The organism is Soehngenia saccharolytica DSM 12858 (assembly GCF_059568515.1).
The window spans coordinates 16,721-34,085 of the sequence record NZ_JCANTN010000007.1 but is presented as its reverse complement, the minus strand read 5'-3'; the positions used below and the strand labels follow the sequence as shown (position 1 = coordinate 34,085).

Here is a 17,365-nt window from a genome sequence, read left to right as displayed (position 1 = left end):
TTTTATAAATCTTGATTTGTTAAAATCATCGGTCCATCTTTAGTAATTGCAATAGTATGTTCGTATTGAGCCGACAATTTGCCATCAAGAGTTCTAGCTGTCCATTCATTGTCATCTATTTTCATCGAATATACACCCTCATTTACCATCGGCTCAATCGTTATTACCATTCCTTCTGTCAATCTAATTCCTCTATTTGGCTTTCCATAATGGGGTACTTGAGGGTCTTCATGCATCTCTTTCCCAATTCCATGACCCACAAAGTCTCTTACAACTGAGTATCCGTTTGATTCAACAAAACTTTGAATCGCATATCCGATATCTCCTAATCTATTGCCAACAATAGCTTGTTCAATTCCTAAATACAATGCTTTTTTAGTGACTTCTAAAAGATTTTTGGCATTCTCTGATATTTCTCCAACAGGATAGGACCATGCGGAATCAGCTAAATATCCTTCGTAATTCACAACCATATCTATAGTAACAATATCTCCCTCTTTTAATGGTTCTTTCCTTGGAAATCCATGGCAAATCTCATCGTTCACCGATGCGCATATAGCATAAGGAAACCCTCTATATCCTTTTTGTTCTGGATATGCTCCTATGCTTAGTAAATATTCATCTACAAAACGGTCTAATTCCAAAGTAGAGATTCCTGGTTTAATCATTGTAGCTAGTTTCCTATGGACATCCGCTAAAATTTCACCTGCTTTTTTCATCTTCAAGATTTCTTCTTGTGTCTTAATTATAATCATCTTAATATCCTTTCTTTGTACTGTTTATTTCACTAATAAATTTCTTGTAAATATCAGTTTTTCTCATCAATTCAAAATCGCTGTCAGATATTATCCAATAATATAAGCCTTTATCCATCTCAATTGCTACATATAAATCGCTAATTGCTTTCTCATATTCTTTTGATATAGCATGACAGCATGCTCTGTTATAATACAAATCTGAAGCATTTGGGTTGAATATGATCCCTTCAGAAAGTATGGCGATTGCATCTTCGTATTTTCTTGCTTCAATGTAAATCTCTGACAAGTTTAAATACGTTTTATCATAGTTAGGATTTAGTCGTTTTGCAGTCATATAATGTTCAATTGCTAAATCAATTTCATTCATTTCTTTATATACCACTGCTATATTGAAATGTGATAAATAATACTCATTAGAAGCTTCTAAACTTCTATTGAGGTAATAAAGACTCTTCTCATAATCTTTTCGTCCTTCATAAATAGAACCAATATTATTCAAAACATATACATTGTCTTGTTCTAACTCCAATATTTTAAGATATTCACTTAGTGCTAGCTCCTCATCTCCAAGTAAATCCAACAATCTTGCATGATTATACATAGCGTCTACATCAGATTTATTATAAAAAAGCACTTTTTCATAATTATCCAGTGCTTTTTTATAATCTCCTATTTCCTCATATATAATACCTAAATACTTGAGTGCATCTGTATAATATGGATTGATGCTTATAGCTTTTTCCAAAGCTAATATTGATTCAGATATCAATCCCATTTCATTGTATATGGCACCTATATTAAAGAATGCAATAGCTTTTTCACTATCATCTGAAATAAATTCTAATGCTTTGTTGTAGAAAGCAATAGCTTTCTCTTTATCGCCATCTAGATATGAATTTTCTGCTAATAAAAAATAATTTTTTGCTTTAACTTCCATTTTCCATTCCTTTATAAATATAAATTGAGATATTTAATTATATCTTATATCTCCCTATTAGAATATATTTTTCGTTTTTATGCTCAGTTTTTTCTAACACTAGCTCCCACTTGTTGTTTATCCCTTGGATTTTAGCTAATTCTTCGAAATAATACATGATGATCCCTGCATCAATATAGTTAATATCGCCATCGTCAACCAATAATAATTCAACGTAGTCATCATGCAGTATAAATCTCCATGGTTGTTTGTTTAAAGTAGATGGTGCAAATCTAACATAGAAAAACAAGTCTCCTAATCCTCGATTTTCGAGTTCACTAATACTTGCATTTTTATCAAGGTTATTTATATAAACCATTTCTTCTACGCCAATTCTTTCACTAAAAGGTTCTTGTGCAAATGGGCTCTTAGGTTTTGGGTACCCTATTGCTAATAAGTAATTAACCTTGCTTGAGTCTTCGCCAAAAACTTGTTCTTTTAATTCAGAATCTACATTGCTTAAACTGATCCAACAAGTTCCAATCCCTAAATTATTTAATTCTGTTATGACTTTTTCCATGAAATACCCGCTGTATATCACAGATTCTCGCTTGCTTGTTTCATTTTCTAGCGCTATATAATGAGGGCTTTCTATCATAACTCCTGAATAGCCAGCTACGCCTTTTAAATTTTTATAAATATTTTTACCATACTCATATAATTTCATCTTAATTAAATGTTGTTGCGCCTTAAAATTAATATCCGCTATAATATCTTCAATTTTCTTATAATCGCTTTCTGTAAGCGGTTTATCTTTAAATTCTCTTGTTGATTTTCGAGTCTTTAAAAAATTCATCATGTTCATAATAATCCCCCTCAATTTTATAATTTGAATACTGTAAATAAGTTATTTAACATATGCACTGCCCATTGGAAATAATAGTGAACTATAAATGCAGAGGTTATTCCCAAAATGACACCCGCTAATACATCTGATGGGAAATGAACTCCCAGATAAATTCTGCTTATGCCAATCAAAACGGCAAACAATACGGTAAAAGGCAACATCTGTGGATAGTTTATTGAAATAACTACGGCCACACAAAAACTAGCCGTAGTATGCCCTGACGGGAATGAATAATCTTTCATTTCTATTCCGAAAGTATTTAAATCATTTAATACTTTATACGGTCTCTGCCTGCCAAGTGTTCTTTTTAAAATTTGTACAAAAAATTGACTGAACATAAGCGCCACAAGTAGTTCAATTCCCAAATACCTTATCTTCCCACTTCCGAACAATATCAATATGCATGATATAATCGTATTAAATATTGCTCCACCAAAATTTGTTATAAAATACATTATTCTGTCAAGCCAACCATTTTTAATTCTCTTATTGAATATGTCTATAAAATAGTCATCAAATCTATGAAATAATTTTTTCATCTTTCACCTCTTGACTTACTATTATTATAGTATATTATTACAAATGAATAAAGAGTATAATTAAAAACAGAGATATAATATTACCTGATAAGGAGGATAAAATGCAATTAAGTGAAGAACAAAAGTCTGCAGTCTCCCATTTATATGGTCCAGCTCTGATCTTAGCAGTGCCAGGTTCAGGAAAGACTACAGTTTTAATTCATCGTATATATAATTTAGTTAACATAAATAAAATTCGCCCTAATAAAATACTATCAATCACATTCAGCAAAGCATCTGCTCTTGATATGAAAATGAGATATCAGCAATTATTTCATGAAGATTCAATGGTTCCACCTTTTATGACCATTCATGCTTTTTGTTATGAAGTCATTCGAGCTTATTCAAAGAAAGCTAATAAAAATTACTTCTTAATAGAAAATGAGGCTACAAAAATAAATAAATATACTTTAATATCAAGTATATATCTAAATATAAATAAAAATATGATAACAGAAGAAAAACTTGAAAATTTCTTTTCATATGCAGGATATATTAAAAATATGTGTATTACGCCTGAAGAATTTATAAAAAACAAAAAAATTGATGTAGAAAATTTCATTGATATATTTTATTTATACGAAAAGTACAAGAAAGACAATAATTATATTGATTTTGACGATATGTTATCAATGGCGTATGAAATCCTATCCAATGACAAGAAAATCTTAAATTATTATAAAAATAAATATGACTTTATACAAGTCGATGAAGGACAAGACACTTCAATTATTCAGTTTAAAATCATCAACCTAATTTCAAGTCCATCTAACAATATATTTATTGTAGCGGATGATGATCAATCAATATATGGTTTTCGAGGCGCTTATCCGAAGCAATTGCTAGAATTTAATAAAATGTACCCAAATGGAAAAGTTTACTACCTGAAAGAGAATTATCGTTCGTCAAAAAATATAGTAAATGCAAGTTATTCATTCATATCAAATAATATAAATAGATATGATAAAGATATTTTTACAAGAAATCCTTATAAATCACCTGTAAAAATATTAAAATTTAAATCTATCTTAGATCAATATGGGTTTATTATTGATGAAATAAATAATAATTTAGATAAATCAATGGCAGTCCTTTACAGAAATAATTTATCTTCAATTGGATTAATCTACTTTTTGACTAAAAAAAATTACAAATTCTACATGAGGGATTTTAAATTGAAGTTTTTTAATCACTGGTTGCTAAAAGACATATTTAACTTTATAGAATTTTCTCGTAAACCAACAGATGTGCAATTGTATTCAAAGATTTATTACAAAAAGAAGGGATATATTTCAAAAAAAATGGTTGCTTGGGCTTATACACACCCAAGTAGTAGAAGTGTGTTTTCTAATTTGTTATCTTATCCTGGTTTAAGTGAATTTTACAAAACCAGAATTAGAGAATTAGAGCTTGATTTTAAGAAAATAAGCAATTTAAACATAAAAGACGCAATTGACTATATAGTCTTTAACCTAAATTACCATGACTACATAAAAGAAAATTCCAATAGGCTTGGCTACACGTACGAAACAATTATGCAAATGATTTTTTATTTGAAATTAATAGCAGAAGATGTAAAATCAGTTGATGAGTTTCGCTCCAAATTGACAAACCTAGAAAAAATCATAAAAGATTCCTCTAAGGAAAAAAGCAATTTATTGCTATCCACAATTCATGGAGCTAAAGGCTTAGAATTCGATAAAGTAATAATGATCGATCTAATTAATGGCCAGTTTCCTAGTTCTTCTAGTTTGGATTTAAAAAATGGAGGAAATATATTCGACTTTGAAGAGGAACGCAGATTGTTCTATGTGGGCATGACTAGAGCAAAAGAAGAACTTACACTCACATGTTACAATGTCTTAGACTCAACATTTGTAAAACAATCTGAATTCATCGATGAATTGAATAAAATAAATAGCGCTAAATGAGTTCAACATCCGAATTTAGTTTATATATTACATTTTTCCTTTCTACTATTATTTGAATTTTCTTTGACAAGGAGTCGTCATTTTTTATCATATTTAGTAATTCAAGGTTTGGATTTATTGCTATCGGATTGCCAACTAATTTCAACATTGAAAAGTCGCCAGAAGTATCGCCATAAGCAAAGCTCTGTGTTAAATTCACATCATATTTGTCAATTATCTCATTTAGTGCTTTTTCCTTGCTTTCAGAATCCCACATCTTGATTAGTTCGCCAGTGAAACAATTGTTTTCATCGACTAGATACACAGAGCCTCTATATTCTGTAGCTCCATATTTTTTTGCCATTTCAGAAACTAAAAAGTCCGGACTTCCGGAGATAAAAAATATGTCATGCCCATTTTCTTTATGCCATTCTATTTGTCTCCTAGAATATTTATAAACCATGTCCCAATTCAATTCTATTACATGCTTTGCAATAAATTCCATATAGTCTTTTCTTATCCCTTTTAATTCTTCAACATATACATCAGCAAGTATTTCTAAATACTCCTCAAAATCGCCATATCTTTTCTCCCAGTCTAAATATGCCTTTTCTATCTTGGTATACCAAATTTCAGGGCTTATAATCTCAAAAGCAATTAATTTTCTAAAGTGCTCTATCATTAAAGACTTTCTAAAAATAGTTCCATCAATATCAAAAAACGCAGCAGTATTGCTCATATTAATCACTCCTTTGAATTTTTTGATTGTACTTTGGGCTATTATAATGCTAATAATAATTATTGTCAAATATAAATATCGGCACATAAGTGCCGATATTTATAACTTTAATACAAAGAATATGATTAAGCCTAATACTATGAAAATGGGTAAAAAAACAATAATTGCAGATATGATGATAGCTAAGATATCCATTTTTTCTAATTCAATGTCTTCATTCTCTTCAGAGCTTTCATCCTTATTGTTTTTTTCATTTAACCATTTAAAAGCACGATCTATTTTGCTTTGGAAAAACACTTTAATCACATCATTTCTTTATTTTGCTCATTCAGCTTGTGATGGCAGGCAACAAAATGCCCAGGTCTAGCTTCTTCAAATTGTGGCTGTACTTGCGAGCATATTTCTGTTGCATACTTGCATCTAGTGTGGAACTTACATCCAGTAGGTGGCTTAATAGGGCTTGGTATATCGCCTTCAAGCACTTCTATTTTAGTTCCTTCAGGGTCAGTAGTTGGTATGGCTGACAGTAATGCCTGAGTATAAGGATGCATCATGTTTTCAAATATTTCTTCAGTATCAGCTAATTCTACAATATTCCCCAAATACATTACCCCAACTCTATCGCTGATATACCTAATAACACTTAAATCATGGCTAATAAACATATAAGTTAGGTTCTCTTGCTCTTTCAAATCAATTAAAAGATTTATTATTTGCGATTGTATGGATACATCTAGTGCAGACACAGCCTCATCGCATACTATAAACTTAGGATCCAATGCAACTGATCTAGCAATCCCAATTCTCTGTCTTTGTCCACCTGAGAATTGATGAGGATATCTATGGACAAAATAAGGTGCTAGCCCACATTTTTCCATGGTTGACAAAATGTATTTCTGAGTTTCCTCGCTATTTTTAGGGAACATATTGTGCGCATACAAGCCCTCTGAAATAATTTGCCCCACAGTTAATCTAGGATTTAGAGAAGAATAAGGATCTTGGAATATGAGTTGCAAGTCCTTTCTTAGTCTTCTCATTTCCTCTTCTTCCAATTTGGCTAAATTAATCCCATCGTCTTTTTTGCTCTCGTATTTTTCAAAATCAGGGTGACTATTATATTTATCTTTTAATTTTTCGACTTCTAATTCAAAATCAGCAATAGCCTTTTCTTTCTTTTCAAGCTCTTTTCTTAATTCTTCTATTTTACTGTTCTGACTATCACTTGACTTGCCCTTATTTTTTAGTTCGGTCGATTCAATTTGTAATTTTCTTATTTCATCCCTAATTTCTTTAGCTTGTATTTTTACTTCATATTGGCTTGTTAACACTTTTGAAATCTCAGTAAAATCATCAGCTACTAAAAAGCCTCCAACGAGTTCAACAATATCCAGATATTTGTTTCTCGCTTTTTTCTCTGATTCTCGATATTTTTCAAGAGCTTTGTACTTTTCATTTCCATCGGTTAGTTTTTCATAGTTTTCTTTGTCTTCGTTCTCTCTGTGTCTAAGCTGATGGAGTTCTTTAACTTCTTTATCTAAATTCTTATAAACTTCCAAAACATATTTGGGTGTTATATCATCAATGCTTCTTCCATAATATAATGTCCTTCCGTCTGTTTGTTCATACAATTGGAGTAAAGTTCTTCCTAGTGTGGACTTTCCACAACCGCTCTCTCCAACTAGTCCAAAAGTTTCTCCTTCATAAATATCCAAAGTTACATCATCATTGGCTCTAACAAACAAATGCTCTGGGTTAAAGATAGATCCTTTTTTAACAGGGAAATACTGCTTTAAATTTTCCACTCTGATTAATACTTTTTTACCATCTTTTATTTTAGGCATTTGCTCTCACCCCTTTCTGTGGATAAAAGCATCTTATTTGATGATCATTTTCTATTGTGTGAAGTTCGGGTTCTTCATTGTTGCATTTATCAGTAGCATATTTACATCTCGGTGCAAACTTGCATCCTTTTGGTAAGTCCAATGGATGTGGCACCGAACCGGGAATAGCTTCTAGCCTTTTACCTTTTTCTGTATCCAATCTTGGTATAGAATACATCAATCCTTCAGTATAAGGATGCATGTATTTACTTATATCCGCAAAAATTGTTCTTCTTGGAGCTTTTTCTACAACTTGGCCGCAATACATTACAGCCACATCATCAGCCATTTGATTTATTACTCCCAAGTCATGGGTAATAAATAAAATCGATGTGCCTATTTTTGACTTAAGTTCATTCATTAGTTTCAATATCTGCGCTTGTATTGTTACATCGAGAGCTGTGGTAGGTTCATCTGCAATTAACAATTTTGGCATGCAAGCTAATGCCATCGCTATCATTACTCTTTGTCTCATACCGCCTGACAATTGATGAGGATATTGTTTTGCTACTGATTCAGGGTTGGGTATTTTTACTAAAGAAAGCATGTTAACTACTTCTTTGTTAGCTTCCTTTTTATTCATTTTTTGGTGAATCATGAAAGGTTCTGCTACTTGTCTTTCTATGGTAAATACAGGGTTTAATGATGTCATTGGCTCTTGGAAAATAACTGAAACATCATTCCCTCTAATATGAGTCATCTCTCTAATTGGAACTTCAACTAAATTTTTCCCGTCGAATAGAATTTCTCCACTTTCTATATAGCCATTGCCATCTAACAACTTGATAATGCTCATTGCAGATACGCTTTTTCCACTTCCGGACTCGCCAACAAGCCCCAAAGTTTTACCTTGGTCAACTGAATAAGTTACACCATTTACAGCTTTTACTATGCCTCTTTTTGTTTTGAAAAATGTGTGAAGATCCTTAATTTCTAATAGTGCCATCTATTCTTCCCCCTAACGTTCTTGAGATTTAGGGTCAATCGCATCTCTTAAACCATCACCAATTAAGTTGATGCAAATTACGCATACACCTAATATAATGGAAGCAAATACCCATCTCCACCAGTAATTTTGAATAACTATACTATTGTTAGCACCATATAGCATATTCCCCCATGTTGGCTGAGGAGGCTGTACCCCGAATCCAAGGTAGGATAATGTTGCTTCTGTAAGCATACTTGTCGCAAAGTCTAAAGTAGCAGATACAATAATTACAGAAACGACATTTGGTAATATATGTTTGAAAATAATACTTGATTGTTTTATACCAACTGATTTAGCAGCAGTTACATATTCTTGTTCTCTAATTGACAATATTTGGGCTCTAACGAGTCTTTGTAATCCCGGCCAAGATAATAGCCCTAAAATTACCATTATCATAAATATTCTCTGATTTGAAGTAAGCGCATTCCCAATGAGCGAAGATAATATCATTGCAAATGGCAAGAATGGCAATGATGCAACCATTTCAGATATTCTCTGTAAAACTGTGTCAACCTTACCCCCGACAAATCCTGAAATACTACCTACGATGATCCCTATAATTGTGGAAATAACTACTGCTACCGCACCAATAAACACGGACATTCTTCCACCATTAATCAACCTGGAGAGAATATCCCTTCCTAATTCATCTGTTCCAAATACATATCCTTTCAAACCCCAAGTATGAAGATTTCCATTTTCATCAATTGCATAGTTTTGATAATAGTCAGTATAATAATTTACTATCTTGACATCTTTTAGCTCTGATGGAACTTCGGATTGTTTGTAATTATTAGCTCCCCACGATACAATCTTTCCATTCTCGGTTAAAGCTGTATAATGGTATCTCCCACCTTGAATAGAAATAATTTTTTCTTCCAATACAGGAGGTTTTCCTTCTCCTTTAGTTGAGATATTGCCCCATACAAAGACTTTGCCATCTTCGTTAACAGCAGCTACTGTACTTGCAGTTGTCCCTATGTCTACAATTTTCCCCATGTTCTCAGGAAATCTAGTATATGCATTTTGCTGATTTCCTAGGTATACGACTTCTCCTGATTTAGTTAATCCAATAACTCCATCAGCAGTTGTAACTACTTTATCGATTTGGCCTTGATATGGATTCATCTCGTTATAATCATTGTTCATTGAATTCCCAAAATAATACACATATCCATCTTCAGTGACTACTATTGAAGATTGATAACCTGCTTCAATTTGTTTTATATTTGTTAAGTTTTCGACTTCATAAGGAGGGCTACATTGCCTTTGCCTATTGTTCCCAGAGAAGAATAGCTTCCCATCTTCATTTAAAAAGATAATGTGGTCAAACCCAGCAGAAACTTGAACTATTTTCCCCATGTCTTCCGGAATATTTGCGACATCTAAAGCTGATGATATCCTTGTTTTACCCCAGATGAAGACTTCTCCATCATTTGAAATACCAACCGAAAAAGTAGGTCCAATAGAAATTTGTTTAATGTTCCCCTGAAGTTGTTTAGGTACATCCATCATATCAAGTCCGGGCGCTACGTTTATTTGAGAAACTTCAGAAAAAGATGTGTCGATAGGGTATATAAATGGTCCAATAATGACTATTAAAAGTATTATAATGAAACCAATAAAACCTGTCATGGCAACTTTATTGTCTCTAAAATTTGATATGATAGTTCTCAAAGGACTTTGCACTAGTTCTTCTTCATATATTGATAAATCACCTTTCCCGCCAAATAGCATCTTAAGGAGAGGAGATCTTTTCTTCTTTTGATCTTTTTCTTTTGACATAGTTCTCCTCCTTATTTATTTACTCTAACTCTTGGATCAACTATACCATAGCTTAAATCTGACAGTAAGTTGCCAAGCAGAGCAAGAATTATATAAAATAATTGGATAGCCAGTGCGACATTGTAGTCTTGATTAACCAACGCTGAGATGTAAAAGTCTCCCATACCTTTAAGGTTAAACATCCTTTCAACTACTAGTGATCCAGCAAATACACTCATAAGCCAGCTAATAAGCAATGTTATGATAGGAAGTAATGCATTCCTCCAAGCATGAGAAAATATAACAACTCTTTCTTTTAGTCCTTTTGCCCTTGCAGTTCTTATGTAGTCCATGCTCAATGAGTCTATCATAGCAGCTCTTATATACCTTGTTAGTCCTCCTAATGAGCCTACAGTCATTACTCCCAATGGAAGCGCCAAGTGATACATTGTATCTTTAAACTCTTCCCATGCAGTCCCCGAGAAGTTTGGAGTATTAAGTCCACTAACTGGGAACCACCCTAGTTTTACTGCAAAAAGATATATGAATAATAGTGCAATTATAAAAATTGGAATGCTATACCCAATAATAGTCAATACTTGCACTGATTTATCGAAAATTGAATTCTTCTTAACTGCTGTGAATATCCCAAGCGGTATAGTAATAGCCAATGTAATTATTATTGAGAATATATTAATAAAAACCGTTATTTTCATTGGATTAACTATCACTTGATTGACAGGAGCCTTATATATAGATGACATGCCTAAGTCTCCATGTAGAACTCCATTCATCCACTTTGCGTATCTAACAGGCATAGGATCATCTAGTCCCAGTCTTTGCCTTGCTAATTGATATCTGTATTGATACTCTTCTGGTGTTATCTTGTTTTTAATTGGTTCCAATTCAGCTCTAGCTGGATCCCCTGGAATCAAATTATACAAGAAGAAGAGTACTATAGACATGATTAAAAACACTAAAATCATATACATAATTCTCTTTCCTACGTACTTTACCATTTTTTCCCCGCCTTAAATAAAATTTTATTTTTTCGTAGTATTACAGAATTTATAGATTTACATCAGTAAATTATTCTTTAGATTAAGAAATAGGGGATATCCCCTATTTCTTAATCTATATTTAATTGTTAATTAAATTATTCAGCTACATATGAATATAGTATAGCTTTTGAGATTTTAACTAGTGAATTTATGTTGTAATCTTTTAATTTCTCATTGTAGAAATCATGGTAAATATTTGAATACAATGGAACATCTGGCAACAAATAATTCCATCTTTCAACAAAAGCGACAAATTTTTGTTTAAATGTTTCTCTATCTTCAGGATCAACTATTACCATTTCTTTAGATAATTTATCTAACTCTTCATCCAAAATAAAGTTTGTATTGTAGCCTTGAGCAAACATATCTGGATCTGTTGTATAAGTTGTCGATAGATCGTATACAGGATTGAAGTTAGTTGCCAAGTTGAACATATGGTATGTTGGCACTCCGTATTTAGCGCCTTGAGTTGCATCTCTGTATAGATAGTTTAATAATTCAGTAAATGTCATTACAGTTTGATTTATCTGAATTCCAGCAGCTGCCAAGTCTGGATTTTCTTGTAATTTTACTACTAATAAGTCTGATACTGCATTCTGCTCACTTGAAGCCCATTCAATTATTAATGGCATTAAAGTACCATCGTCCATCTTTTTATATCTGATTCCTGATTCATATGGATTTCCATTTGCATCAAGATTGAATCCTGCTTTGTCCAATAGTTCTTTTGCTGTATCAAGGCTGTATGGGTATTGATTTAATTTTTGATTCAATTCTGCTTTAGTTTCTTGATAGAACCACATTGATTCTCCATAAGGGCCATTTACAACTGATCCAAATCCACCAGTAAATGCTTTAGCGAAGTCGTTTCTATCAATTAAGTGTGCTATTGCTTGTCTAACTTCAACAAATTGAGTTGGACCATGATCGCATTGGAATTGAATTTTTCCATAGCCTGAACGTGGATAATCAGTATATGCAAATCCGCCTTTTTCAACTAAATCAAGTCCTGCATTTATTTCGTCTCCACTTGCCATACCCGATAGTAAATCTACAGAGCCTGTAGACAATTCGTCAAATGCTGTTTCCTGATTAACCTTTTTGTAGATAACAGTTTGAATCAATGGCTTTTGACCAGTGTAATCGCCAGGGAAGTTTGGATTTACTTCCAAAACTGCTGTTTTTGCAGCTTCGTCATAGCTCTTTAATACATATGGTCCAGTAGAAGGTCTAGGAACTTCTCTTCTTGCCGCATTAAGTCTTTCTTCAAAGTTTTCTTTTGTGAAGTTTTCTGATAAATATGCTCCATTTCCATCATCTTTTACTTCAACAGTTTCATCTGTCCAGAATGATAATTTAGTTGGTTCGACTTTTGCAAGGTAAAGTTCAAAGAAGTAAGGGATGTTTTCAGCTGCAATCGTTACAGCAAATGTCTTGTCGTCAATTAAGTTGACTCCTGGGAACTCTTTTGTCGCTCCAGTAGAATAATCTTTCCATCCTTTTAGATAATAGCCATAGTCATTATTTGCTCCCATTTCCCCTATTACTGAAGATGACCATAAAAGAACAGTAGCGACATAGTCTTTTGCAGTAATTGGAGTCCCATCATCATACATTAGTCCATCTTTAATTGTCCAAGTGTAAGTCTTTGATCCGTCATCGTTTACAGTGGTTTCGTATTTTTCTACAACAGTTTCATTTACTAGATATTCGCCTTCAAATGTCATGTCTACAGTCGATAGAGCTGTTATGAAATTGTAAATATCATAATCTGCTGCATTGTTTTGCCAATATGGAACCCAGTCCCCTGACAATTCTGTAGTGTTACCAATAGTCAACTTGCCTGTAGGGCTAGTTGGTTTCTCGCCAGTTGGTTCTTCTGTAGTCGGTTCTTCTGGTGTTGTCGGCTCATTTTTGCTAGTACAGCCAGCCAACAATGTAAGTACCATTGTGAATACCAAGAGCAATACTATACCTTTTCTCTTCATGAAATTTCCCCCTTTGTTTTTTTTTACCACTGAATTACCTATTTTGAGTCTCGAAAGAATATTCTGACCAATTTAGGTATTAATGAGATTATATATTAATCCCATAAGAATTTCAATATGTTTTTAATTTATATAATTGCTTGAATTTTGTATAATATTTATATTGCTTTAAAGTTTGTTATCATTAAAGTCTTGTCTTAGGATAGAATAATGCTAATGTTCCAGGTCCAGAGTGAGCACCAATTGTTGCACCTATCATGTTTATGACAAAGTTTTTAGCATTGTACGTTTCTTCAATCATTTCTTTTAATTTAAGGGCGCCTTCCAAATCATCGCCATGAGTTATGCAAATAGTTGCGTTTGAAAAGTCTTTATCTATGCTCCTTTCTCCCATGAGTTCCACCATTCTAGTAAAAACTTTATTCTTCCCTCTTATTTTTTCTAAAGGAATTAGTTTTCCATCTTTGACTTCAAGTATTGGTTTTATATTTAACATGCCTCCAAGAACAGCCGAGGTTCTAGAAACTCTACCTCCCCTATACAAATACTCAATATCATCTACCGTAAATATATGGTCAATAGATTTTTTTGCTTGATTTACTTTTTCTAAAATTGCCCTGACATCTGTTCCTGATTTTGCTAACTTTGCAGCTTCCAAAACAATGAGTCCAAATCCACCAGATGCTGCTAAAGTATCTATTACTTCTATTTTAGCATCAGGATATTTTTCCAAAACATTGTCTCGCGCTATTACGCTCGATTGATAGGTTGCAGATAATTCTGAAGAAAACCCAACATATACGACAGGTATGCCTTGCTTTGCATAATATTCAAATTTCTCCTCAAATGCAACTGGTGTAACTTGCGACGTCTTAAATACTTCTTTGTTTCTCATTCCGTCGTAAATTACCTTAGGCGATATGTCTATTTTATCTTTATACTCTTTATCATCTTTTATTGTCGTCATAGGTAATACGTCTATATCATACTCTTTTATTAGTTCTTCTGGCAAATCACTTGCTGAATCTGTCAATATCTTTATTTCCATAAATAATCCCTCCGTTTTCTTTATAGTTTATTATATAATATAAGAAAAGCTATACTTATACAATAGACTGATATAAAATAATTTTGGGAGGGATTAAATTGCAAAATTTAACAGAACGTTTTTTAAACTATGTAAAAATTGAAACAACATCAGATGAAAATTCACCTACTTACCCTAGCACAAAAAATCAATTAGAATTTGCTAAACAAATAGCAAATGAATTAAAGGAAATAGGGTTAGTAGAAGTAGAAGTCGATGAAAATGGTTATGTAATGGCCACATGTCCTGCAAATACTAATAAAGATCTTCCTGTTATCGGATTTATTGCTCATATGGATACTAGCCCAGATATGTCAGGGAAAAATGTGAATCCTAAAATAGTAAAAAATTATGATGGAAAAGATATAGAACTAAATAAAGAAGCGGGTATTGTATTGTCCCCTTCAGATTTCCCTGAACTATTAGATAATATAGGTCTAGATCTAATAACCACAGATGGCACTACTCTACTTGGAGCAGACGACAAAGCAGGAATAGCTGAAATAATAACTGCTATGGAGTATTTATTATCTCATCCTGAGCTTCCACATGGTAAAATAAGAATTGCTTTTACACCAGATGAAGAAATAGGAAGAGGAGCAGATTTATTCGATGTAAAAAAATTTGGAGCTTCCTTTGCTTACACGCTTGACGGCGGACCTATTGGAGAATTGGAGTACGAAAACTTCAACGCAGCTAGCGCTAAAATAACAATACAAGGTAGAAACGTACATCCAGGTAGTGCAAAAGGTAAAATGGTTAATTCAGCTTTAGTAGCCATGGAATTAAATTCTATGCTACCTGTAAATGAGAGACCAGAATTCACTGAAAAATACGAGGGGTTCTATCATTTGACAAATATAAGTGGAACAGTTGAAAATACTACTATTTCTTATATAATTAGAGACCATTCTAGAGAATTATTTGAAAACAAGAAAATATTATTGCAAGAAATCGTGGATTTTTTAAACAAGAAATATGGTGATATCATCACTTTAGAAGTGAAAGATTCTTATTACAACATGAAAGAAATGATCGAACCTAAGATGTTCATTGTGGATCTTGCAAAAGAAGCTATGGAAAATGTTGGTATAATACCAAAGATTCAGCCAATTAGAGGTGGCACCGATGGAGCTAGATTATCTTTCATGGGATTGCCATGTCCTAATATATTTACAGGTGGATTCAATTTCCACGGAAAATATGAGTACATTCCAATTCAAAGCATGGAAAAAGCAGTTGAAACTGTACTAGAGATAATCAGATTATCAACTGAAAAATTTTAATAAAATATTAAAAGCTCAGCAAATGCTGAGCTTTTAATATTTTACAATATTGGCGAAAGCAATCTTGAAAAGGATTCTTTCATTTTTATTATATTTGATCTGTTATTGTACTCTTCTAATGTCATTTCTTTGCAATTTTCAATATCATCTAGAAACCTTCCAGTTAGTTTTGCATTTATATCCATATCGTAAATAAATGCATTGATCTCAAAATTCAACTTAAAACTTCTTATATCTAAATTAGCGGTTCCAACGGATGAAACAAAATCATCCATTATGATTACTTTAGAATGTAAAAAGCCTTTTTGATAAGTATAAAACTTAACTCCAGCTTCCAGCAATTCTCCCATATAACTCGTTCCTGCCCAATATACGAACGGATGGTCAGGTTTATTAGGTACCATCACACGCACATCTACTCCAGAGAGACTTGCAATTTTTATGGCTTCAAAGATGCTATCATCTGGTATAAAATATGGCGATTCAATGTATAATTTATGTTTTGCATTTGATATCATTTTGAAATAGCCATCCTTAATGCCTGGCCATTTTGAGTCTGGTCCACTGCTAACAATTTGAATACCAGTCTTTCTACTATCTGGATTGTCTATATAAGTCTGGCAACCTTTTAGCTCTTTTTTAGTTGCAAATCTCCAATCAACAAAAAATTGCCATAAGACAAAGCTAATAGCTTCTCCTCTTATCTTAATATGAGTATCTCTCCAATTTCCAAATTTCTTAGATAGTCCTAGATACTCATCTCCTACATTAAATCCTCCCAAAAAAGCCTCTTTCCCATCTACTATGCATATTTTCCTATGATTTCTATAATTTACTCTAGTATTGATGTATGGGATAATCGATGGAAAGAAAAAAGCCACCTCTCCACCAGCTTGTTTTAACGGCTCGAGAGATTTCTTAGTCAATTTTCTTCCTCCCATACCGTCGACTAAAAGTTTTACTTCAACACCTTCATTTGCTTTTTGGGTTAAAATACCAAGTAGTTCACTTCCTATATGGTCGCTTTTAAATATATAGTACTCAATGTAAATATAGTTTTGAGCTTTCTTTATGCTTTCAAATAGTTCTTTAAATTTGTCCTTTCCATTAAAAATTAATTCTACATCGTTGTGATAAGTAAATATAGACTTATCTCCTTTTAAGTGTAAATTAATAATGTCTTCATAAATAAAGTATTCGGAATTTTCTTCTCTAAATTTTTTTGAGTTAAATAGTTCTTCTTGCTCTTTCACCATTTCATCAAAGCAGTCATCTTCATCAGCCTTGACTTTAAATGTCTTTTTCTTAGATAAGTCTTGACCAATAGTTAAATAAAAAATAAAACCTACAACAGGTAAAAAGAACAATACCATCAGCCATAACCAAGTAGATGTAGGATTTCTTCTCTCAAAGAAAACCAAAATCACCGCTAATATTAAATTGACCCAAAACAAATTGGAAAAAATGAGAAAATAAGCTGATGCAAAATCGTTCATTTAAACA

The 17,365-nt window shown here is 32.6% G+C and carries 15 protein-coding genes; 2 read left to right on the top strand and 13 right to left on the bottom strand.

Going from position 1 to position 17,365, the window contains the following annotated elements:
* Positions 1–2 precede the first annotated feature (2 nt).
* The 4 genes from map to BO51_RS03275 are packed head-to-tail and all read right to left on the bottom strand — an operon-like array spanning position 3 to position 3,120.
* Positions 3–755 carry a type I methionyl aminopeptidase gene (map, locus tag BO51_RS03290; protein WP_496483941.1) on the bottom strand — a complete coding sequence of 251 codons (753 nt, stop codon included), beginning with the start codon at positions 753–755 and terminating at the stop codon, positions 3–5.
* A 1-nt stretch (position 756) separates the two neighbouring features.
* Positions 757–1,695, bottom strand: a complete 939-nt coding sequence (locus BO51_RS03285; protein WP_496483939.1) for a tetratricopeptide repeat protein — start codon at positions 1,693–1,695, stop codon at positions 757–759.
* Between the two features lie 37 nt (positions 1,696–1,732).
* Positions 1,733–2,539, bottom strand: a complete 807-nt coding sequence (locus BO51_RS03280; protein WP_496483937.1) for a nitroreductase family protein — start codon at positions 2,537–2,539, stop codon at positions 1,733–1,735.
* Between the two features lie 17 nt (positions 2,540–2,556).
* The gene (locus tag BO51_RS03275) at positions 2,557–3,120 is read right to left on the bottom strand and encodes a phosphatase PAP2 family protein (RefSeq protein ID WP_496483935.1); all 564 of its coding nucleotides are present in this window, start codon (positions 3,118–3,120) and stop codon (positions 2,557–2,559) included.
* Between the two features lie 101 nt (positions 3,121–3,221).
* Here BO51_RS03275 and BO51_RS03270 point away from each other — a divergent pair, with 101 nt between their 5' ends.
* Positions 3,222–5,090, top strand: a complete 1,869-nt coding sequence (locus BO51_RS03270) for an ATP-dependent helicase (protein WP_496483933.1) — start codon at positions 3,222–3,224, stop codon at positions 5,088–5,090.
* Here the strand turns inward: BO51_RS03270 and BO51_RS03265 are convergent.
* From BO51_RS03265 to BO51_RS03230, 8 genes are all read right to left on the bottom strand, one after another.
* Positions 5,083–5,808, bottom strand: a complete 726-nt coding sequence (locus BO51_RS03265; RefSeq protein ID WP_496483931.1) for an HAD family hydrolase — start codon at positions 5,806–5,808, stop codon at positions 5,083–5,085. The genes BO51_RS03270 and BO51_RS03265 overlap by 8 nt on opposite strands.
* Before the next feature lie 99 nt (positions 5,809–5,907).
* Entirely contained in the window at positions 5,908–6,114 is a 207-nt protein-coding gene (locus BO51_RS03260; RefSeq protein ID WP_496483929.1) for a hypothetical protein, read from the bottom strand.
* Positions 6,111–7,649 carry an ABC transporter ATP-binding protein gene (locus BO51_RS03255; protein WP_496483927.1) on the bottom strand — a complete coding sequence of 513 codons (1,539 nt, stop codon included), beginning with the start codon at positions 7,647–7,649 and terminating at the stop codon, positions 6,111–6,113. Before BO51_RS03255 ends, BO51_RS03260 begins: the two co-directional genes overlap by 4 nt.
* Positions 7,642–8,634 carry an ABC transporter ATP-binding protein gene (locus tag BO51_RS03250; RefSeq protein WP_496483925.1) on the bottom strand — a complete coding sequence of 331 codons (993 nt, stop codon included), beginning with the start codon at positions 8,632–8,634 and terminating at the stop codon, positions 7,642–7,644. The genes BO51_RS03255 and BO51_RS03250 overlap by 8 nt, the downstream gene beginning before the upstream one ends.
* A gap of 12 nt (positions 8,635–8,646) precedes the next feature.
* Positions 8,647–10,461, bottom strand: coding sequence for an ABC transporter permease subunit (locus tag BO51_RS03245; protein ID WP_496483923.1), 1,815 nt, complete (start codon positions 10,459–10,461; stop codon positions 8,647–8,649).
* Positions 10,462–10,472: 11 nt separating this feature from the next.
* Complete coding sequence (locus BO51_RS03240) at positions 10,473–11,459, bottom strand: ABC transporter permease (protein ID WP_496483921.1); 987 nt, start codon at positions 11,457–11,459, stop codon at positions 10,473–10,475.
* 137 nt (positions 11,460–11,596) lie between these two features.
* Positions 11,597–13,489 carry an ABC transporter substrate-binding protein gene (locus BO51_RS03235; protein WP_496483920.1) on the bottom strand — a complete coding sequence of 631 codons (1,893 nt, stop codon included), beginning with the start codon at positions 13,487–13,489 and terminating at the stop codon, positions 11,597–11,599.
* Between the two features lie 184 nt (positions 13,490–13,673).
* Positions 13,674–14,537 (bottom strand): DegV family protein, encoded by an 864-nt coding sequence (locus BO51_RS03230; RefSeq protein WP_496483918.1) that lies wholly within the window; start codon positions 14,535–14,537, stop codon positions 13,674–13,676.
* A 98-nt stretch (positions 14,538–14,635) separates the two neighbouring features.
* Between BO51_RS03230 and pepT the strand changes: the two genes are divergently transcribed.
* On the top strand, positions 14,636–15,862 hold the full coding sequence (pepT, locus tag BO51_RS03225) for a peptidase T (RefSeq protein WP_496483916.1): 1,227 nt from the start codon (positions 14,636–14,638) through the stop codon (positions 15,860–15,862).
* A gap of 41 nt (positions 15,863–15,903) precedes the next feature.
* On the opposite strand, the gene cls is transcribed toward pepT, so the two are convergent.
* Positions 15,904–17,358, bottom strand: coding sequence for a cardiolipin synthase (gene cls, locus BO51_RS03220; RefSeq protein WP_496483914.1), 1,455 nt, complete (start codon positions 17,356–17,358; stop codon positions 15,904–15,906).
* Between the last annotated feature and the right edge of the window lie 7 nt (positions 17,359–17,365).

Excerpts from the sequence above, each read along its gene's own strand:
- BO51_RS03275 (WP_496483935.1), bottom strand. The coding sequence starts at position 3,120 with ATGAAAAAATTATTTCATAGATTTGATGACTATTTTATAGACATATTC.
- cls (WP_496483914.1), bottom strand. The coding sequence starts at position 17,358 with ATGAACGATTTTGCATCAGCTTATTTTCTCATTTTTTCCAATTTGTTT.
- map (WP_496483941.1), bottom strand. The coding sequence starts at position 755 with ATGATTATAATTAAGACACAAGAAGAAATCTTGAAGATGAAAAAAGCA.
- BO51_RS03230 (WP_496483918.1), bottom strand. The coding sequence starts at position 14,537 with ATGGAAATAAAGATATTGACAGATTCAGCAAGTGATTTGCCAGAAGAA.
- BO51_RS03245 (WP_496483923.1), bottom strand. The coding sequence starts at position 10,461 with ATGTCAAAAGAAAAAGATCAAAAGAAGAAAAGATCTCCTCTCCTTAAG.
- BO51_RS03265 (WP_496483931.1), bottom strand. The coding sequence starts at position 5,808 with ATGAGCAATACTGCTGCGTTTTTTGATATTGATGGAACTATTTTTAGA.
- BO51_RS03250 (WP_496483925.1), bottom strand. The coding sequence starts at position 8,634 with ATGGCACTATTAGAAATTAAGGATCTTCACACATTTTTCAAAACAAAA.
- BO51_RS03285 (WP_496483939.1), bottom strand. The coding sequence starts at position 1,695 with ATGGAAGTTAAAGCAAAAAATTATTTTTTATTAGCAGAAAATTCATAT.
- BO51_RS03270 (WP_496483933.1), top strand. The coding sequence starts at position 3,222 with ATGCAATTAAGTGAAGAACAAAAGTCTGCAGTCTCCCATTTATATGGT.
- BO51_RS03235 (WP_496483920.1), bottom strand. The coding sequence starts at position 13,489 with ATGAAGAGAAAAGGTATAGTATTGCTCTTGGTATTCACAATGGTACTT.
- BO51_RS03240 (WP_496483921.1), bottom strand. The coding sequence starts at position 11,459 with ATGGTAAAGTACGTAGGAAAGAGAATTATGTATATGATTTTAGTGTTT.
- BO51_RS03255 (WP_496483927.1), bottom strand. The coding sequence starts at position 7,649 with ATGCCTAAAATAAAAGATGGTAAAAAAGTATTAATCAGAGTGGAAAAT.
- BO51_RS03280 (WP_496483937.1), bottom strand. The coding sequence starts at position 2,539 with ATGAACATGATGAATTTTTTAAAGACTCGAAAATCAACAAGAGAATTT.